Genomic DNA, 19,559 nt, shown 5'->3' on the forward strand with positions numbered 1-19,559 from the left:
AGTCCGCTAGCATCCAGACAGTAAATCTTAAGGAAGCGTCTGCGTGAAAAAATGGCGTTTATTTCCCCGTTCTCTGCGTCAGCTGGTGTTGATGGCGTTTGTTCTGGTGCTGCTACCGTTGCTGGTACTGGCCTGGCAGGCGTGGGAAAGTCTCTCTGCGTTAAGTGAACAGGCCGCTGATACTAACCGCAACACCTTCACCGATGTGCGCAGAAGTGAGGCAATGGCACGAACGGCAGTAGAGCTTGAACGCAGTTACCGTCAATATTGCGTGCTGGATGATGCCTCGCTGTCTCGTCTTTATCAGACGCAGTACACCCGCTACAGTCAGATGCTGAGCTCGCATAGCGCCAGTCTGCCCGAACTGCCTGCTTTTCAGACCTTGCAGGCGACTCTGCCGCTGCTGACGCCGCTGAAATGTGATAATGGCAATCCCATTACACCCGCCGCAGAGGCGCTGGATCGCTTTTCTGCTACTAACGCGCAGATGGTGCAGGACACGCGCGAAGTGGTCTTTTCGCGCGGCTTACAACTGCAGCGTGAAATCGCCGATCGCGGCCAGTTTTTTGGCTGGCAGGCGCTGATTCTGTTTATCATCAGTCTCGCGCTGATGACGCTCTTTACCGGCATGATTATCGGGCCGGTCAAGCGCATTGAGCGGATGATCAACCGGCTTGGCGAAGGGCGTGAGCTGGGTAACAGCGTGATTTTTCGCGGCCCGCGCGAGTTACGCTCGCTGGGACAGCGCATCGTCTGGCTCAGCGAACGGCTTGCATGGCTGGAATCTCAGCGTCATGAGTTTCTGCGCCATCTTTCACACGAACTGAAAACGCCGCTGGCCAGCCTGCGTGAAGGCACTGAGTTGCTGGCGGATGAAGTCGCCGGATCGCTGAACGCCGACCAGAAAGAGGTGGTCACTATTCTCGACAGCAGCAGCCGCCATCTGCAGCGGCTGATTGAACAACTGCTCGATTACAATCGCAAACTGGCGGATGGCCCGATCCAGCTGGAACCGGTCAGCGTGGCAGCGATCGTGGAGGGCGTCGTCAATGCACATGCGCTCTCGGCGCGCGCCAAACTCATGCAGACGGTCGTTAATCTTGAGGTCAGCCACTGTCTTGCTGAACCGACGTTACTGATGCGGGTCATTGATAACCTCTACTCGAACGCCGTGAACTACGGCAGCGAATCCGGTACCATCTGGCTGCGCAGTCAGCAGCAGGGCGATCGGATCTGGATTGAGGTCGCGAATAGCGGCACGCCGATTCCGCCGGAAGAGCAGGCAATGATTTTCGAACCGTTCTTCCAGGGCAGCCAGCAGCGCAAAGGGCCGGTAAAAGGCAGTGGGCTGGGATTGAGTATTGCCAAAGATTGCCTGCGCCGGATGCATGGCGACCTGACGCTGGTCCCCTGTGAGCAGGCTGACGTCTGTTTTCGAATTGAACTGAACACCACTGCCGGGAAAGTCTGACTGATGAAATATTTACCCGCGTTGCTGTTAAGCACGCTGACGACGCTGCTCCTCAGCGGATGTACGACCTCCCCGGCCACCTCATCCCTGTCGTCAGGCCATCAGGTAGCGGAACCCGAGGTCAGCATTGCTGATTATCTGGCGACCCGCTGCAATGATCTCTGGCCGATAGAGAAGAGGGCCGCACTGGATAATCCCCTTTACTGGATGCGGGCGATCGATTGTGCTGAGCGCCTTTCTCCTGCAGAAGCCAGAGCCGAAGCCCATCGCTGGCCGGCAGAGAACTGGTCGCGCGCCTTTAAACAGGGCGTGCTGATGTCTAATGGCAACGTCACGCCCGTTGAGCGTCGTCGCTATGTGGAAACCCTGGATCGTTACAGCGCTGATTTCCCACAGTCTGTGCGCCCGCTGATTCAGTTGTGGCGCAGCAACCAGACCGCGCAGCTTGACCTCAGTGAGGCGCGCACCCGTTATGTCCATCTGCAACAGAGCAGCGATAGTCAGCTTGAGGCGATACGCCAGCAGATGGTTAAGCAACAGCAGCAGCTCAGTGACACGCAGCATAAGCTGGAGCGGCTGACTGACATTGAGCGGCAGCTCTCATCGCGTAAAGCCCCGGATGTTTCTGACAGCAGTCATGGTACAGCGCTGCCGCAGGATGAGGAGCAATGATGGTCAGACAAGCGGCAAAATTGCTGCTGGTGGATGACGATCCCAGTCTGCTGAAGCTGCTGGGCATGCGTCTTCGCAGTGAAGGGTATCAGGTCACCACTGCAGGCAGCGGACCCGAAGCGTTGCGTCTGTTGCAGAAAGAGAAGATTGAGCTGGTGATAAGCGATCTGCGGATGGATGAGATGGATGGGCTGGCGCTCTTTGGCGAGATCCAGAAGCGCCACACCGGTCTGCCAGTGATTATCCTGACGGCGCATGGTTCCATCCCGGACGCCGTTTCCGCCACGCAGCAGGGCGTATTCAGCTTCCTGACAAAACCGGTTGATCGGGACGCGCTCTACAAAGCGATTGATGAGGCGCTGGCACAACAGGCACCGGTCAGTGATGACCGCTGGCGCGAGGCGATCGTCACCCGCAGTCCGCTGATGCTAAAGCTGCTGGAGCAGGCGCATATGGTGGCGCAGTCGGATGTCAGCGTACTGATTAATGGTCAGAGTGGCACCGGCAAAGAGATGCTGGCGCAGGCGATTCACGCCGCCAGCCCGCGTAACGGCAAGCCTTTTGTCGCCATTAACTGTGGCGCTTTGCCGGAGCAGTTGCTGGAGTCAGAGCTGTTCGGTCACGCCAAAGGTGCTTTTACCGGTGCGGTCAGTGCGCGTGAGGGGTTATTTAAAGCGGCAGGCGGCGGCACCCTGTTCCTGGATGAGATTGGCGATATGCCGCAGCCATTGCAGGTTAAGTTGTTGCGGGTGTTGCAGGAGCGTAAGGTCAGACCGCTGGGCAGCGACCACGATAGTGAGATCGACGTGCGAATCATTTCAGCCACGCATCGCGATCTGCCGAAGGCGATGGAGAAGAAAGAGTTTCGTGAGGATCTCTTCTATCGTCTGAATGTGGTGAATCTGAAAATACCCGCGCTGCATCAGCGCACAGAAGATATCCCGCTGCTGGCCAATCATCTGCTGCGCCAGGCAGCGGAACGGCATAAGCCACAGATTCGCAGTTTTTCCGTTGATGCGATGAAGCGTCTGATGGCCGCAAGCTGGCCAGGCAACGTGCGCCAGCTGGTAAACGTCATTGAGCAGTGCGTGGCGCTGAGTTCATCACCGGTGATCAGTGATGCGCTGGTGGAGCAGGCGTTGAGCGGCGAGAACAGCGCCTTGCCGACCTTTGCGGAGGCGCGTAATCAGTTTGAGCTGAACTATCTGCGTAAGCTGTTGCAGATGACCAAAGGCAATGTGACCAACGCCGCACGTCTGGCTGGACGCAACCGCACGGAGTTCTATAAGCTGCTGTCTCGCCATGAACTGGATGCCAGTGATTTCAAAGAGTAGCGGAGGCTGCGACGTAATACCGGCAGGTTGCCTGCTCAGGCCCGAATCAGAATGGGTGCGGTCAGCATAATCTGACAGCGCTTGCGGCAACCTGAAGAATCCCGGATATTACCGCCCGACAGCGCCAGCAACATTTATACTTGATAAACCCTCTGACCATGGAGGGAGTGAAAAAGGGTCTGACATGAAAAAGATTGATGCGATTATCAAACCATTCAAGCTCGATGATGTTCGTGAAGCCTTAGCGGAAGTCGGCATCACCGGGATGACCGTGAGTGAAGTAAAGGGCTTTGGTCGCCAGAAAGGGCATACCGAGCTGTATCGCGGCGCAGAGTATATGGTCGATTTCTTACCTAAAGTGAAAATCGAGATGGTGGTGGGCGACGATATCGTTGATACCTGCGTCGAGACCATTATGCGCACCGCGCAGACCGGCAAAATCGGTGACGGTAAAATCTTTGTCTTCGACGTGGCGCGCGTGGTGCGTATCCGTACGGGTGAAGAGGATGAAGAGGCGATCTGATCGTCTTTTTATCAGCGATTAATCAGTATAAAAAGGCCCGCGTTGCGGGCTTTTTTATACCTGGAAATCGGATGAGGTCTACTGTGAGATCAAGCCAGCTCAGAGAACCCGGTCAGATCGGAAAGACGCAAAACCCGCCATCCATGGCACGCTCGGCCCGGACGATTACGCACCTCATCCCTGAGGTGCGCCCGTAAACGGGCCAACGCGTTGCATTGTTCAAAAACGCTCCCGGCGTTTTTAGTACGCACCTCGTCCCTGAGGTGCGCCCGTTGCCGGGCCGACGCTTTGCGTTGTTCAAAAACGCTCCCGGCGTTTTTGTCCATGTCGCGGGACGCTTTCCTCTTCTGCCCGAGTTCCCTTCGCTTTGAAGCTGTCTGTTGCTGCCTGAACTTAGTAGCAGATTTACATCCCTTTGTGCGGGCCAAAAAGTTCGTAATGAATGCGTGCATCTGCCACGCGGGCATCGCGCAGTTGCGCCACCACATGCTGCATAAAGGGTAGCGGTCCACAGAGATAGAAGTGGGTATCGGATGACGCTAATCGTGCAGCCATTTTGCTGATATCCATCAGCCCCTGCGTGTCATAGCGACCTGCATCTTCAGCAGCGGGATCGCGATACCAGACCTCACTGATGAAATCGGCGAGCTGCGCGCCAGTGGCACCGACTTCCTCGCTAAACGCATGCTGTTTGCCGTTCTCTGCAGCGTGCAGCCAGCTGACCGGCGCGCGATGTTCACTGGCTGCCAGTGAATGCAGCATCGCCAGCATCGGCGTCTGGCCCACGCCCGCAGAGATGAGCGCGACTGGCGTGCCAGAATCGACCTCCAGGAAGAAGTCGCCGTGCGGTGCGGCGAGCATCAGCTCATCGCCCACTTTGCCATGCTGATGCAGCCAGCCGGAGACCGTGCCCTGCGCTTCGCGTTTCACCGCAATACGATACGCTTTACCGTTGCTGAGATGCATCAGTGAATACTGACGAATCTGGTGATGCTCGAAGCTGGCAGGCTGCAGGTGTACTGTCAGATACTGACCCGGCTTAAAAGCGGCTACCGGGCCGCCATCCACCGGCGTGAAGGTAAAGCTTTTAATGACCTCGCTCTGCTGCTCAACTGCGCTGATGCGAAACGCTCGGGTGCCGCGCCAGCCGCCGGTTTGCTGCGCTGTGGCCCTATAGATCTCTTCTTCCCGATTGATGAACACATCCGCCAGGACGCCATAGGCCTGGCCCCACGCAGCCAGCGCCTCGTCACCGGGATTCAGCAATTCTTTGATGGTCGCCAGCAGATTTTCACCGACGATGGCGTATTGGGCAGGCTGAATATTCAGGCTGGTGTGTTTCTGCGCGATTTTTTCTACCGCAGGCAGCAGCACGGCCAGATTCTCCAGATTCGCGCCATAGGCGCAGATAGCGTTGAACAACGCTTCGCGCTGATCGCCATTGCGCTGGTTATTCATATTGAAGACGTTTTTGAGTTCAGGGTGGTGCGACAGCATACGGTCATAGAAGTGTGCGGTAAGCTTTGGACCGCAGGCGGCTATGGCAGGCAGCGTCGATTTAACGGTGGCGATGGTGTGTGCATCAAGCATATCAATGGCCTCTTATTAAACATGTATTTTAAATGCATGTTATAGCCGCCTTGCCTGTGGTGTAAATAACCCGGGAAACTTTCTGGCTCCCCATGTGGCAACTTTTTGGTGCATCAACAGACGCCGCCGTCACATCGTTGAGAAAAAATGTGACGGCTGAACAGGCTAAAAAGGTGTAAAAAAGCGCTGCCAGTCGCCAGCCAATCGTTTGCGTAAAAAGAGGCGGTTCACCCTACCTTCACCTGTTAAAACGGTTTACACTGTTGGCCTTCGCCCCTGAAGGGGGGTAAATACCGTCAGAAAGTTAGCTGAGTCAGGAGATCCGGATGTTAAAGCGTGATATGAACATTGCCGATTACGATGCCGAGTTGTGGCAGGCAATGGAGCAGGAGACAGTGCGTCAGGAAGAGCACATTGAACTGATTGCTTCTGAAAACTACACCAGCCCGCGTGTTATGCAGGCACAGGGTTCTCAGCTCACCAATAAATACGCTGAAGGCTATCCGGGCAAACGTTACTACGGCGGCTGTGAGTACGTTGATATCGTTGAGCAGCTGGCGATTGACCGCGCAAAAGCGCTGTTTGGTGCTGATTACGCTAACGTGCAGCCACACTCAGGGTCTCAGGCTAACTTCGCTGTTTATACGGCGCTGCTTCAGCCGGGCGATACTATCCTCGGGATGAACCTGGCGCACGGTGGACACCTGACTCACGGCTCACCGGTTAACCTGTCTGGCAAACTCTATAACGTGGTTGCTTACGGTATCGATGAGACCGGAAAAATCAATTACGACGAGCTGGCTGAACTGGCGAAAACCCACAAGCCAAAAATGATCGTTGGCGGCTTCTCAGCTTACTCTGGCGTCTGCGACTGGGCGAAAATGCGTGAAATCGCGGATAGCGTGGGTGCCTGGCTGTTTGTCGATATGGCCCACGTTGCCGGCCTGATTGCCGCAGACGTTTATCCAAGCCCGATTCCCCATGCGCACGTCGTGACCTCCACCACCCACAAAACGCTGGCGGGTCCGCGCGGTGGTATCATTCTGGCTAAAAACGGCGACGAAGATTTCTACAAGAAACTGAACTCTGCTGTCTTCCCGGGCGGCCAGGGCGGTCCTCTGATGCACGTTATCGCGGGTAAAGCAGTTGCCTTCAAAGAGGCGATGGAGCCGGAGTTTAAAACCTACCAGCAGCAGGTGGCAAAAAATGCCAAAGCGATGGTTGAAGTGCTGATTGAGCGTGGCTATGACATCGTTTCCGGTGGCACCTATAACCATCTGTTCCTGATCGATCTGGTGAGCAAAAACCTGACCGGTAAAGAAGCGGATGCCGCGCTGGGCCGTGCCAACATCACGGTTAACAAGAACAGCGTACCGAACGACCCGAAAAGCCCGTTTGTGACGTCGGGTATCCGTATCGGTACACCTGCCGTTACGCGTCGTGGCTTCAACGAAGCAGACGTGCGTGAGCTGGCTGGCTGGATCGCTGATGTACTGGATAACGTCAATGACGAAGCCACCATTGAGCGGACCAAAAAGAAAGTGCTGGATATCTGCAGCCGTCTGCCGGTCTATGCTTAATCGCTAACCTGTTGTAAGACAGCACAAAAAGGATGGCAATTGCCATCCTTTTTTATTGCCTGCTCCGCAGTGCTCTGCCAGAGTAACGCCTGTTTATGCTGCCTGGCAGCAAACTTACTGGAGGGAATATGGCAATCGGCTCCGCCAGATGGCTCGGATTGGGCTACTTCACTTACTTCTTCTGTTACGGCATCTATCTGCCATTCTGGGGCGTGTGGCTGAAAGGCACCGGCCTGGATGCTGAAAAGATTGGCCTGCTGCTCGGATGTGGCATGGTCGCGCGCTTTGTCGGCAGTCTGCTTATCGCTTCTCAGGTCAAAAATCCATCACGGTTGATTACGGCGCTGCGCCTGCTGGCGCTGATGACCTGTCTGTTCGCCGCCGGTTTCTGGGTGGGCGAGCAGTGGATGTGGCTGCTTACCGTGATGATTGGCTTTAACCTCTTTTTCTCACCGCTGGTTCCGCTCAGCGATGCGCTGGCCGCCACCTGGACACAGCAGATTGGGCTGGCATACGGGCCGGTCAGGCTGTGGGGCTCGCTGGCCTTTGTCATCAGCTCGGCGTTAACCGGCGTGCTGGTCAGCGCCTGGTCCTCAAACGCAATTCTGATGCTGTTATCCATTGGCGTCATTTCTATGCTGGCGGGCATGATGCTGACACCCGTCACACAACCGCAGGGCCATGAGCGACAGGGCCCTGCGGGCGGTGGATGGCAGGAGTGGCGGGCGTTGCTGCGTGAGAACGCGGTATGGCGATTCATGCTCTGCGTGACACTGCTGCAGGGTGCACACGCCGCCTATTATGGCTTCAGTGCTATCTGGTGGCAGGAGAGCGGCTATTCCGCCTCGACGGTGGGCTATCTCTGGTCGCTGGGCGTGGTGGCAGAGATTGTCGTCTTTGCCATGAGCAACCGGCTGTTCCGCCGCTGGAGCGCGCGCGATCTGCTGCTGCTTTCGGGCATCTGCGCGCTAATTCGCTGGGGTCTGATGGGGGCGACAACGGCGCTGCCGCTGCTGATTGTGGCGCAAATTCTCCACTGTGGCAGCTTCACCGTCTGCCATCTTGCAGCGATGCGATTTATCGCCGCGCGTCAGGGGGCGGAAGTCATCCGACTGCAGTCGCTCTATTCCGCGCTGGCGATGGGCGGTGGCATTGCGATAATGACGATGATCTGCGGCGTGCTGTTCGCCCATCTGCAGGGGCATCTGTTCTGGGTGATGGCACTGGTGGCACTGCCCGCGCTGTTTCTGCGGCCCGGCTACGACTCCAGTAAATAACGAATACGCTGCTGATGGTGTAACGTCAGCGGCAGTTCCGCATGCACCAGCGGCGGAGAGTAGAGTGGCAACGAGGTCGGGTAGGGCGAAATGATGATGTCGACATCACGTGGCGCGCCCTCCCGCTGAAACAGTTTCACGTCCTGATAGGTAATATTAATTGGCAGCAGCGTGATCTCACGAATCTGCTGTTCTACATCCTGTTCCAGATCGGCGTCGTCGCCGGTCAGGATCAGCACCTGCTTCTCCTGAAGCGCACTCTCCTGCATCAGCCAGGCGCCGAAAATAATGGTAATTAAACTCACCTCTTCCGGTGTAAAAGCGATGCGGTAGTGCTGCTCAAAAGCCTGCAGCGCCTGCTGAGTGGTGCGAAGCAGACGCGGATAGAGGCGGCTGACATCCAGTGCCACGCTATTGTCGATACCGATATTGAAATGGGTGCGATCCAGCGCCTGCGCCAGATGCGGATAGAGCTGGTGCAGCAGTTCATTGCGGTCAGCAAAGGTAATCCCGGCACAGGCTTCAAAATCATCAATCAGCTGCTGAGTCGCTTTCATTAACTGCTGTTCAGCAGGATGCGCAATCGCGTCCACGACCGGCGTATGTATCTGGCTGAACAGCAGCGTCCAGAAATCCGCTTCACTGACGGGCGGAGCAATATGGCAGCGTTTGCGCCAGTGGTAGATCACATCCTCAGCGGCCTGCCGCTCAGGCTTCTGCTGCAGCCAGAGACATTGCGCCTCACTGAACAGCACCGGCTGACGCTGGCACAAGCCATACTTCATGAATATCTGCAGAAACAGCCGGTCACGTTCGCTGAAGTCACGCTTCAGGCGCAGGCTACAGTGCTGAATCAGTGCCTGTAAATTGGTCTCATCCCACAGCGCTTTCTCAATCTTCATGACTTTCAGGCGCTGACGCAGAGGCGCGGCAAAATGTTCGCAGACGAAGTCCTGCGATAAACGCAGACTGCGTCGCAGGTTATGCAGCAGACAGAGGCGCCGATCCAGCTCAGTTCCATGAAGACGAAAGCTGCCATCTACCATCTGATGCAATTCCAGCTGGTGATATCGCTGTATCTCATGGCCCACATCCGCGATATCCTGTCGGGCAACGTCAGGATCGACGCCATTCAGCTGGCAGACTTTTTCAAGCGTAAGCAAAGGTGTCGGCAGAAACAGCAGCAATAAAAGATGGCACTGACGCTGTGAACGGGAGAAGAGTGGTGCCAAAGGGGTAGCAGAACTCATCAATCAGATTTCCAGCAGGCTATTTTGAGCTAAGAATAGTCAACCCGTTCAGCGCCTGCGCGGTTTACGCGGTTTATTTGCCAGAGGTTTAAGGCGGGTCACAAAATTTTGTTACTTACAGATTCTTTTCGTCGGGAACGTTACTTTATAACATTATGAAACGCGCACTCTTTGCTCTGTTAATGGTATTAAGTCCGGCTGTGCTGGCACACCCTCACAGCTTCATTGATATGAAAACGGAACTGGTGGTGAAGGATGACACCTTTACCGGGTTGAAGATGACCTGGACCATGGATGAGATTACCTCCGCTGATCTGCTGTATGACGCGGGCGACGCGAAACCTGGCACTGTAGTGTGGAAAAAGCTGGCAGCGGGTGTGATGGCAAACGTGCTGGGCCAGCACTACTTCTCAGAAATCTGGCACAACCAACAGCGGGTAAAGTTTTTGAATCTGCCAACGGAATATAACCTTTCGCGAAACGGCCACAAAGCGGTGCTGGAATTTATTCTGCCGCTGGCGGAACCCCCGAAGCTGACCGGACAGCGCTTTGAGATCCTGACTTTTGATCCCACCTATTTCGTCGATATGTTTTACGACAATCCCGGTGCTTTAACGCTGCCGCCTGCACTGCAGACGCGTTGCCGGTTTACCCTCAATACGCCCAAACCCAACGACTCGCTGAAACAGTATGCGTTGTCGCTGGACAAAGCGGATGCCCCGGCTGAAGAGATGGATTTAGGCCGCCAGTTCGCACAAACGGTGGTACTGACATGTCAATAATCTCCACGCCTTCCAGGGCCACCCGACTCTGGCCACTCTGGCTGATAGCAGGACTCTTCTCTGGCGGCGCACTGCTGGTCTGGCTTTACTGGTCGCAGATTCTGCTTCAGAGTGTATTGTGGCAGAAAGATTTGCACCGGCAGATGACTCAGCTGTTACAGCAGGTCGCGGAGCAGCCACACCAGGCAGGCATATCGCTGGTGATATTCAGCCTGATCTATGGCGTGCTGCACGCGCTGGGACCGGGCCACGGAAAAGTGGTGATCGCGACCTTTCTGGCGACCCATCCGAGCCGCGTCAGAACCAGTATCAGGCTGACGCTGCTTGCCTCACTGCTGCAGGGATCGGTCGCGATTGTGCTGGTCACGGTGATGCTGGTGCTGCTGAAAACCTCATCGCGCCAGCTGCATCTCAGCAGTTTCTGGCTTGAAAAGGGCAGTTATCTGCTGGTGATCGGGCTGGGTGTGATGATCGGGTATCGGGCGCTGCGTGCGCTGTGGCTGGCGTTGCGCCCACGACCCGCTCCGGTATTTCGTGCTTTCCAGCCGCAGCATCAGCATGACGAGCATTGCGGATGCGGCCACGCACATCTGCCGACGCCGCAGCAGATGAATGGCAACGTCAGCTGGAAAACTCAGATGCTGGTTGTGGTGTCGATGGGCTTACGTCCCTGTTCTGGCGCGATTATGATGCTGCTGTTCGCCAAAGTGATTGGTGTTTATGGCTGGGGCATTCTCTCTGCTGCGGTAATGGCACTGGGCACGGCTCTGACTATTTCCGCTATTGGTTTGCTGGTGCAACAGGCGCGCTCGGTAGCACAGCGGCTGGCACAGCCTGGTGCTGGCATCATGCGACTTCTGATTCCCATCCTGGCTTTGACCGGTAGCCTGATATTAATCGTAGTGGGTATTGCATTATGGCAGTCTGCCCGGTTAACGTTGGGCGGCGGAATTCGACCTTTCTGACTAAAAGCGCAGCGGGAATAAAATTTCCGCTGTTATCTTTACCTCGCTAATTATCTGAGGCTTCATCACTTTAATTTTTTATCTGAGTAGTTCAGTGGTGAAATCACTATTCCCTGTCTACGCTGTTAATACCAAAACGGCATTCCGCCGTCGGCATGATAAAAGATCAAGACAGCTTTCTGTTTATTGCGAGGAGTATATTTCATGGCTGATACCCGTATTAATAATGGCTACACCGAAACGCTGGCGACCGGACCTGCAGGATTACCTTTAAAGCGTATTTCCTGGAGCGCCGTTTTTGCCGGTGTTATTTGTGCCTTAATCGTTCATATCATTCTGACATTGCTGGGAACAGCCATTGGTGCCACCACCATTGATCCGATGAAAGAACAGAATCCTCTCGACGGCCTGGGTACTGGCGCACTGGTCTGGACAGCCATTGAAATGCTGGTTGCGATGGCGGCAGGGAGTTATGTTGCCGGGCGACTGGCTCAGCGCGAAGGGGCCCTGCACGGTTTATTGATGTTTGGCCTTAGCACAATTTTCACTATTTACCTGGCTATTGCACTGGCGACCAGTGTATTAGGCGGCGCGATGAATATTGTGGGTTCAGGTTTCCAGGCACTCGGTAGTGGTATTTCCGCTGCAGCGCCTTCGGTTACTCAAATGGCAAAACAAAAGCTGCAGGAGAATAATATTAATTTAGATAACCTGCAGAACGAACTGGAAACGACATTACGCCAGACAGGCAAACCGGAATTACAACCCGAGAATTTGAAGCAGGACGCAAATAAAGAAGCGCAGAATGCAGAAAACCAGGCTAGCAACACCGCGAATCATCCGCAGACAGCTGATACTGATCTGACTAACTGGGTAAAAGGTGTGATGGATCGCCATTCAGATACTCTGCAGGCAGCCGACCGTGATGCGCTGAAAAATATTATTAAAGCGCGTACCGGTAAAAGCGATCAGGAAGTGGATCAGATTGTCGCTAAAACTGAGCAGAACTATCAGCAGGCCGTTCAGAAATACCAGGAACTGAAACAGCAGGCTGAACAGAAAGCGCGTGAAGCCGGTGAGAAAGCCGCGGCTGCAACCGCTAAAGCAAGCTGGTATGCACTGATTCTGCTGATCATCGAAGCCGTACTGGCCGGTGTGATGGGTATGGTCGGTCGTCGTACACAGCCTCGTCAGGTGCTGGCACACGAACGTCGTTAATCATCACTGAATAACAGGCAACAAAAAAGGCGGCTGAGAAGCCGCCTTTATTCTGTACTGAAACTTAGCGTTTTAACGCTTCGCTCAGCTCATCACGCATATTCGACAGCATTGACTTCACGACACGTGGGTTACCCGCAACCAGGTTACCTGACAGCAGATAGCCGTGGTTACCGGTGAAGTCAGTGACCAGACCGCCCGCTTCACGCACCAGCAGTTCGCCCGCCGCAAAATCCCATGGCTTAAGGCCAATCTCAAAATAGCCATCGACGCGACCGGCAGCGACATAAGCCAGATCCAGCGCAGCAGAACCGGTGCGACGGAAATCAGCACACTGGGTAAAGAGTTTGGTCATGATGTTCATGTAAGCAGGCGCGTGCTGCTTCATTTTGAACGGGAAGCCGGTTGCCAGAACGGTGCCATCCAGATCGCGTGCCGTGCTGCCACGCAGACGGTAGCCATTCAGCTGCGCGCCCTGACCACGTGAAGAGGTGAACAGTTCATTGCGCATAGGATCGTAAACAACGGCGACTTCAGTGCGGCCTTTGATGCGCACAGCGATCGAAACAGCAAAGTGAGGTAAACGTTTGATGAAGTTAGAGGTGCCATCCAGCGGATCGATAACCCATTGAACATCCTGATCTTCGCCCGCCAGCTCACCGCTTTCTTCAGTGATGATGGTGTGTTTCGGGTAAGATTTACGAATAATTTCGATAATCAGGCGTTCTGCTTCGCGGTCAACATTCGTTACGAAGTCGTTGCTGCCTTTCTGGCTGGCTTCGACGGCGTCCGGGGTTTCATAATATTTGGCAATTAAATTTCCGGCCTTGCGCGCTGCGCGCACGGCAATGTTGAGCATTGGATGCATCGGTATCTCTCGCTGGATGTTAAAGAACGGGGAAAACGGCGCGGAGTATAGCAGTGTGTTCGGTAAATGTCCTGCTTTATGTTAATATTCGACCTACTGATTTTACTGACCCGTTTCTGAGTATCCCTAATCATGTTGCAAAATATTCGTATCGTGCTGGTTGAGACGTCTCACACCGGTAACATGGGCTCCGTTGCGCGCGCCATGAAAACCATGGGCTTAACTAACCTCTATCTGGTTAATCCGCTGGTCAAGCCTGACTCACAGGCTATCTCCCTGGCCGCCGGTGCCAGTGACGTTATCGGCGAGGCTAAAATCGTCGACTCGCTGGATGAGGCGATCGCCGGATGCAGTCTGGTCGTTGGCACCAGCGCCCGTTCCCGCTCGCTGCCCTGGCCGATGCTGGATGCACGTGAATGTGGCGTGAAAAGCGTGGAAGAGGGCCAGCAGGCACCTGTTGCACTGGTGTTTGGTCGTGAACGTGTTGGCCTGACCAATGAAGAGTTGCAGAAGTGCCATTATCACGTCGCGATTCAGGCTAACCCGGAATACAGTTCGCTGAACCTGGCGATGGCGGTGCAGATTATTGCCTATGAAGTGCGCATGGCGTGGTTGCAGTCGCAGGAGCAGGCCAGCCCGGCACCGAAGTATGAAGAATCCCCTTATCCGCTGGTGGATGACCTTGAACGCTTCTATCAGCATATGGAGCAGATGATGCTGAACAGCGGTTTTATCCGTGAAGCTAATCCGGGTCAGGTGATGAGTAAACTGCGTCGTTTATACACCCGCGCACGCCCGGAACGTGATGAACTCAACATCCTGCGTGGCATGCTTTCATCGTTTGAAAAGCGTAAAAACGAGAAAAAAGAAGCAGATAATAGTTGAGTAAATTACCAGGTTAAATACCTGACTAATTTACCAGGTTAAATAGTTGACCAAATTACTCGGGAATGGCAGACTTCAGCGCATCTGTTGCTAATCCTCCGATAACCGGACGCTATTGAGGTCACACGCTATGAGACTGACATCCAAAGGACGTTATGCCGTTACTGCAATGCTGGACGTTGCCCTTCACTCCCATGAAGGTCCGGTCCCGCTGGCGGATATTTCCGAGCGTCAGGGCATCTCGCTCTCCTATCTGGAGCAGTTATTCTCCCGACTGCGTAAAAATGGTCTGGTCTCGAGCGTGCGTGGTCCGGGTGGCGGTTATCTGTTAGGTAAAGAATCCAACACCATTTCCGTCGGTGAAGTGATTACCGCCGTGGATGAGTCTGTTGATGCGACCAAATGCCAGGGTAAAGAAGGTTGTCAGGGTGGCGAGCGCTGCCTGACTCACGTACTGTGGCGCGATCTGAGTGTGCGCATCAGTGAATTCCTGAACAATATTACGCTGGCTGAGCTGGTGAATAATCAGGAGATTCTGGATGTGGCCGATCGTCAGAATGCAATTGATAATCGTCGCTTCCAGAGCCCGCGTTCTCAGGGAATTAACGTTAACCAACGCGCCTCCTGATCCCCGCTGTTGCGGCCCTAACTGCTAACGCGGTCAGGGCCGAATCTGCTATAAAGACGTATGATTTTTTATACGGAGCTGTAGCGCAATGAAATTACCGATTTACCTGGATTATGCCGCCACCACGCCGGCCGATCCGCGTGTAGCCAGCAAAATGATGCAGTTTCTGACGCTGGATGGCACGTTCGGTAATCCGGCCTCGCGATCGCACCGATTTGGCTGGCAGTCTGAAGAAGCGGTTGATGTTGCCCGTAATCAGATCGCCGAACTGGTCAACGCTGATCCCCGCGAAATCGTCTTTACCTCTGGCGCCACCGAATCCGATAACCTCGCGATCAAAGGCGCTGCCCATGCCCACCAGGCACGCGGCAAACATATCATCACCAGCCAGACCGAACATAAAGCGGTGCTCGACAGCTGCCAGCAGCTGGAGCGTGAAGGCTTTGATGTCACGTATCTGACGCCAGCAACCAATGGCATTATCTCGCCTGACCAGTTACGTGCGGCGCTGCGCGACGACACGATTCTGGTCACTCTGATGCATGTGAACAATGAAACCGGGGTGATTCAGGATATTGCCGCCTTTGGTGAAATTTGCCGTGAGCGTGAGATTCTGTTCCATGTTGATGCCACCCAGAGCGTTGGCAAATTGCCCATCGATCTCAGCCAGTTACCGGTCGATTTGATGTCGTTTTCTGCCCACAAGCTTTATGGCCCGAAAGGCATCGGCGCGCTCTATGTACGGCGTAAACCGCGCGTGCAGATCGCTGCGCAGATCCACGGCGGCGGACATGAACGCGGAATGCGCTCCGGGACCTTGCCGGTGCATCAGATTGTCGGCATGGGTGAAGCCTATCGTATTGCCGCCGAAGAGCGCGAAACTGAAATGGCGCGGATTCAGGCGCTACGCGATCGCCTGTGGCAGGGCATCAGCGCACTGCCGGACGTTACCCTTAATGGCGATCTGCAGCAGAGTGCACCGAATATTCTTAACCTCAGTTTCGCTGATGTTGAGGGTGAATCACTGATCATGGCGCTGAAAGACCTGGCGCTCTCTTCCGGTTCGGCCTGTACCTCCGCCAGCCTGGAGCCTTCCTATGTCCTGCGCGCGCTGGGCCTGAGTGAAGAACTGGCGCACAGTTCGCTTCGCTTCTCGCTGGGACGCTTCACGACGGAAGAAGAGATCGACTACGCCATTGCACTGGTGCAGAAGTCAGTGACCCGTCTGCGGGCCTTAATGAAATCCTGATACCCGGCGATAGTCCGGAAACTGCGCCAATATGGGCACTTCGCTGGCAACGCCCGGCGGAATCTGTTATCAGGTCTCTCTGTGAATTACATTTAACATCTTATTAAAGCCGTTATAACAATCAGGCTGGATGAAACAGATAACGATTACGGAGCTTTTCGATGACCACACAACCGATGAACATTACGCTTAGCAGCCAGCCCGCCGATGCGCGCTGGGGCGAAAAAGCGATTCTCAGCAGCAACGACAGCGGCATGACACTGCACCTGACCGGCGCAGATGCGCTGAATACCATTCAGCGTGCGGCCCATAAAATCGATGGCCAGGGCATCCGCCATGTGGCGCTGACCGGCGAAGGCTGGCACCTTGAGCAGTGCTGGGCATTCTGGCAGGGCTTCCGTGGCCCGAAAGGCCAGCGTCAGGTTGACTGGCCTGAACTGGGCGAACATGAGCAGGCGGAGTTTGATCGCCGTCTGAAAATCATCGACTGGGTGCGCAACGTCATTAACCTGCCCGCAGAAGATCTGGGGCCGGAGCAGCTGGCGCACAATGCCGTCGATCTGATCAGTGAAGTGGGCGGTGACGCCGTCAGCTATCGTATTACCAAAGGCGATGAACTGCGGGTGCAGGGTTATATGGGCCTGCATACTGTGGGACGCGGTTCAAATCGTCCGCCGGTCTATCTGGCGCTCGACTACAACCCGACCGGCGACGAGAATGCGCCGGTTTACGCCTGCCTGGTCGGTAAAGGCATTACCTTTGATACCGGCGGCTACAGCCTGAAGCAGAGCAGCTTTATGGACTCGATGAAGTCTGACATGGGCGGCGCGGCGACGGTGACTGGCGCGCTGGCGATGGCGATTTCGCGCGGTCTTAACAAGCGCGTCAAACTCTACCTCTGCTGCGCCGATAATATGGTCAGCAGCAACGCCTTCAAGCTGGGCGACATTATTCGCTATCGCAACGGCAAATCGGTGGAAGTGATGAACACCGACGCGGAAGGCCGCCTGGTGCTGGCCGACGGTTTGATCGACGCCAGCGAGCAGAACCCGACGATGATCATTGACGCCGCAACGCTGACCGGCGCGGCTAAAACGGCGCTGGGCAACGATTACCATGCGCTGTTCACCTTTGATGAGGTGATGGCGCAGTCGCTGATGGGCAGCGCAGTGAGTGAGAACGAACCTTTCTGGCGTCTGCCGCTGGCCGAATTCCATCGCAGCCATCTGCCGTCTAACTTTGCCGATCTTAATAACATTGCCAGTCCGTCTCATGCGGCCGGTGCCAGCAGCGCGGCAGCGTTCCTGTCACACTTCGTCAGCAACTATCAGCAGGGCTGGCTGCACATCGACTGCTCTGCGACCTATCGCAAAGGCGCCGTTGATCAGTGGGCGGCAGGTGCAACAGGTCTGGGCGTGCGTACCCTCGCCAATCTGTTACTGAAATAAGCCGATCTCAGCGGTGGCTGATGCTGCCGCTGTTCAGAGGGAAACGTTCAGAGGGAAACTATGAACCGTCTTGAAGAGGTGCTGAAGCTGGCGGCGACTGAGCCTGCCCATCGGCCCGAGTTTTTCCAGTTGCTGCTGGAATCTGACGTCTTTGTTCCGGGCGAAAGTACCACGCAACAGTTTGATGCCAGCACGCCCGTTGATCTCCAGCACTGGGAAAAAGAGGATGGCAGCAGCATTATTCCTTTTTTCACGTCAGAAGAGGCGATGAGTGAAGCGGTAAACGGTGAGCAGTCATGGCTGCGTCTGCCGGTACGGACGTTGTTTGAGATGACGCGTGGCGAGACGCTGTTTCTCAATCCTAAACTGCCTTCCGGCAAAGAGTTCACTGCAGCGGAGATCACGCATCTGCTGGCGGAAGAGGGCAGTGCGCTAAGTCAGCAGACTGTGCTGGAAGGCGGGCAGTCACTGCTGCTCTCTGAGGTGGCTGAACCGCCTGCACAGATGATCGACTCGCTGACTCAGTTGTTCACGAAGCATAAGCAGGTGCGTCGGGCATTTATTGCCAGTATTCGTGAACGGGCAGACGAAGCACCTAATTTACTGATTGGCATTGAAGCGGACAGCAACATTGAAGCGATCATCCAGGCGGCGGGCAGTGTGGCAACGGATACGCTGCCAGACGATGCGCCAGTGGATATCTGTGAAGTGATGCCGAACGATCGCGGCATCAGCCACTTCTTTACCGCGCACATCACACCCTTCTATGAACGTCGCTGGGGCAGTTTCCTGCGTGACTTCAAGGGCAGTGAGCGGATTATCTGACGCACTCAATACAAACAGGCGGCTCATGAGCCGCCTGTTTTTTATTTCGCAATAGGCAGGTCGTCCCGGCTGCCCCATTCGCCCCAGGATCCGTCATACAGCGTGGCATCCCGTGCGCCCAGCGCGGTCAGCGCCAGAATCAACACCACCGCCGTTACGCCTGAGCCGCAGCTGGCGACCACTGGCTGGGAAATATCGACACCTGCGTCAGCAAAAATTCTGCGCAGTTCCGCTTCCGGCTTGAGTGTTCCCTGCTCAACCAGCATATTCCACGGCACGTTCAGGCTGTTGGGAATATGGCCGCGATGCAGGCCGGGACGCGGTTCGTCCACTTCAGCGTTAAAACGATTGGCAGCACGGGCATCAACAATCTGCGCGCCGCCTTCATGGCTGATCAGCAGCACATCCGTCAGGCGTTTCACCCGGCTTTCATCCGCGTGGGCTTCAAACTCACCTTCCGGCAGATTCACTTCGCCGCTTGCCAGCGCAAAACCGGCCGCTTTCCAGCCCTGCAATCCCCCGGCCAGAATCGACACCTGAGCCACACCAAAGGTCTTCAGCATCCACCAGGCGCGGGGTGCGGAAAAGAGATTGCCTTCGTCATAAACGACCAGATGTTTATCACTGCTGATGCCCAGCTCGCGCATCGCGACGGCAAAGGTCTCGGCACGCGGCAGCATATGCGGATAAGGGCTGGTGTGATCGGAAAGGGCTTCAATATCAAAGTAAGGGGCGTCAGGTAAATGACCCGCCAGATACTCAGCCTGGATATCGCGAACCGCTTCCATTCCGGGTGGCAACAAACGTGCATCCAGTACCTGAAGGCGTTCATCGTTGTAGTGCTCTTGTAACCAGTCGGCGGACACAAACAGTGGCGTCGTCATAACAACCTCATCTCAGCAATCTGTCATACCAGTGTCAGGGAATGTGCGCACCATCTCAAGAGAAGCGTTGATTAAATGCGAGCATTGATATGAAATTGCGCGGCGTAATC

General features: G+C 55.3%; 18 protein-coding genes. 14 read left to right on the forward strand and 4 right to left on the reverse strand.

Annotation, left to right across the window (positions count from 1 at the left end):
• Nucleotides 1-43 precede the first annotated feature (43 nt).
• The 4 genes from IAI47_RS04935 to glnB all read left to right on the forward strand — a co-directional run bounded on the left by IAI47_RS04935 (nucleotide 44) and on the right by glnB (nucleotide 4,000).
• Entirely contained in the window at nucleotides 44-1,471 is a 1,428-nt protein-coding gene (locus IAI47_RS04935) for a HAMP domain-containing sensor histidine kinase (protein ID WP_003848629.1), read from the forward strand.
• A gap of 3 nt (nucleotides 1,472-1,474) precedes the next feature.
• A complete protein-coding gene (gene qseG / locus IAI47_RS04940; RefSeq protein ID WP_003848631.1) occupies nucleotides 1,475-2,143 on the forward strand; it encodes a two-component system QseEF-associated lipoprotein QseG in 669 nt (222 codons plus the stop codon).
• Nucleotides 2,143-3,477 (forward strand): two-component system response regulator GlrR, encoded by a 1,335-nt coding sequence (gene glrR, locus IAI47_RS04945; RefSeq protein ID WP_003848633.1) that lies wholly within the window; start codon nucleotides 2,143-2,145, stop codon nucleotides 3,475-3,477. The genes qseG and glrR overlap by 1 nt, the downstream gene beginning before the upstream one ends.
• A gap of 184 nt (nucleotides 3,478-3,661) precedes the next feature.
• The gene (glnB, locus tag IAI47_RS04950) at nucleotides 3,662-4,000 is read left to right on the forward strand and encodes a nitrogen regulatory protein P-II (RefSeq protein WP_003848647.1); all 339 of its coding nucleotides are present in this window, start codon (nucleotides 3,662-3,664) and stop codon (nucleotides 3,998-4,000) included.
• Nucleotides 4,001-4,405: 405 nt separating this feature from the next.
• Here glnB and hmpA read toward each other — a convergent pair whose 3' ends face one another.
• Entirely contained in the window at nucleotides 4,406-5,590 is a 1,185-nt protein-coding gene (gene hmpA, locus IAI47_RS04955) for an NO-inducible flavohemoprotein (protein WP_003848649.1), read from the reverse strand.
• A gap of 326 nt (nucleotides 5,591-5,916) precedes the next feature.
• Here hmpA and glyA point away from each other — a divergent pair, with 326 nt between their 5' ends.
• Nucleotides 5,917-7,170, forward strand: coding sequence for a serine hydroxymethyltransferase (gene glyA, locus IAI47_RS04960; protein WP_003848651.1), 1,254 nt, complete (start codon nucleotides 5,917-5,919; stop codon nucleotides 7,168-7,170).
• Nucleotides 7,171-7,298: 128 nt separating this feature from the next.
• A complete protein-coding gene (locus tag IAI47_RS04965; protein WP_003848653.1) occupies nucleotides 7,299-8,447 on the forward strand; it encodes a 3-phenylpropionate MFS transporter in 1,149 nt (382 codons plus the stop codon).
• Here the strand turns inward: IAI47_RS04965 and csiE are convergent.
• The gene (gene csiE / locus IAI47_RS04970; protein ID WP_003848654.1) at nucleotides 8,429-9,697 is read right to left on the reverse strand and encodes a stationary phase inducible protein CsiE; all 1,269 of its coding nucleotides are present in this window, start codon (nucleotides 9,695-9,697) and stop codon (nucleotides 8,429-8,431) included. The genes IAI47_RS04965 and csiE overlap by 19 nt on opposite strands.
• A gap of 155 nt (nucleotides 9,698-9,852) precedes the next feature.
• On the opposite strand from csiE, the gene IAI47_RS04975 reads away from it, so the two are divergent.
• The 3 genes from IAI47_RS04975 to IAI47_RS04985 all read left to right on the forward strand — a co-directional run bounded on the left by IAI47_RS04975 (nucleotide 9,853) and on the right by IAI47_RS04985 (nucleotide 12,662).
• Nucleotides 9,853-10,479: a DUF1007 family protein gene (locus tag IAI47_RS04975; protein WP_008926712.1), complete on the forward strand. Its 627-nt coding sequence runs from the start codon at nucleotides 9,853-9,855 to the stop codon at nucleotides 10,477-10,479.
• Nucleotides 10,470-11,444 (forward strand): nickel/cobalt transporter, encoded by a 975-nt coding sequence (locus IAI47_RS04980; RefSeq protein WP_008926711.1) that lies wholly within the window; start codon nucleotides 10,470-10,472, stop codon nucleotides 11,442-11,444. The genes IAI47_RS04975 and IAI47_RS04980 overlap by 10 nt, the downstream gene beginning before the upstream one ends.
• A gap of 204 nt (nucleotides 11,445-11,648) precedes the next feature.
• Nucleotides 11,649-12,662 carry a TIGR04086 family membrane protein gene (locus tag IAI47_RS04985; RefSeq protein WP_008926710.1) on the forward strand — a complete coding sequence of 338 codons (1,014 nt, stop codon included), beginning with the start codon at nucleotides 11,649-11,651 and terminating at the stop codon, nucleotides 12,660-12,662.
• A gap of 64 nt (nucleotides 12,663-12,726) precedes the next feature.
• Here IAI47_RS04985 and suhB read toward each other — a convergent pair whose 3' ends face one another.
• The gene (gene suhB, locus IAI47_RS04990) at nucleotides 12,727-13,530 is read right to left on the reverse strand and encodes an inositol-1-monophosphatase (protein WP_008926709.1); all 804 of its coding nucleotides are present in this window, start codon (nucleotides 13,528-13,530) and stop codon (nucleotides 12,727-12,729) included.
• A 132-nt stretch (nucleotides 13,531-13,662) separates the two neighbouring features.
• On the opposite strand from suhB, the gene trmJ reads away from it, so the two are divergent.
• The 5 genes from trmJ (at nucleotide 13,663) to sseB (ending at nucleotide 18,565) form a co-directional block, all read left to right on the forward strand.
• On the forward strand, nucleotides 13,663-14,415 hold the full coding sequence (trmJ, locus tag IAI47_RS04995) for a tRNA (cytosine(32)/uridine(32)-2'-O)-methyltransferase TrmJ (RefSeq protein ID WP_003848663.1): 753 nt from the start codon (nucleotides 13,663-13,665) through the stop codon (nucleotides 14,413-14,415).
• A 130-nt stretch (nucleotides 14,416-14,545) separates the two neighbouring features.
• Complete coding sequence (gene iscR / locus IAI47_RS05000; RefSeq protein WP_003848664.1) at nucleotides 14,546-15,043, forward strand: Fe-S cluster assembly transcriptional regulator IscR; 498 nt, start codon at nucleotides 14,546-14,548, stop codon at nucleotides 15,041-15,043.
• A gap of 88 nt (nucleotides 15,044-15,131) precedes the next feature.
• The gene (locus tag IAI47_RS05005) at nucleotides 15,132-16,292 is read left to right on the forward strand and encodes an IscS subfamily cysteine desulfurase (protein WP_003848666.1); all 1,161 of its coding nucleotides are present in this window, start codon (nucleotides 15,132-15,134) and stop codon (nucleotides 16,290-16,292) included.
• Nucleotides 16,293-16,453: 161 nt separating this feature from the next.
• Nucleotides 16,454-17,740: an aminopeptidase PepB gene (gene pepB, locus IAI47_RS05010; RefSeq protein ID WP_003848667.1), complete on the forward strand. Its 1,287-nt coding sequence runs from the start codon at nucleotides 16,454-16,456 to the stop codon at nucleotides 17,738-17,740.
• Between the two features lie 60 nt (nucleotides 17,741-17,800).
• The gene (gene sseB / locus IAI47_RS05015) at nucleotides 17,801-18,565 is read left to right on the forward strand and encodes an enhanced serine sensitivity protein SseB (RefSeq protein ID WP_003848669.1); all 765 of its coding nucleotides are present in this window, start codon (nucleotides 17,801-17,803) and stop codon (nucleotides 18,563-18,565) included.
• A 41-nt stretch (nucleotides 18,566-18,606) separates the two neighbouring features.
• On the opposite strand, the gene sseA is transcribed toward sseB, so the two are convergent.
• Nucleotides 18,607-19,449, reverse strand: coding sequence for a 3-mercaptopyruvate sulfurtransferase (sseA, locus tag IAI47_RS05020; RefSeq protein WP_003848671.1), 843 nt, complete (start codon nucleotides 19,447-19,449; stop codon nucleotides 18,607-18,609).
• Nucleotides 19,450-19,559 lie beyond the last annotated feature (110 nt).

This window comes from Pantoea sp. MT58 (assembly GCF_014495885.1).
GTDB classification, from domain to species: domain Bacteria; phylum Pseudomonadota; class Gammaproteobacteria; order Enterobacterales; family Enterobacteriaceae; genus Pantoea; species Pantoea eucalypti.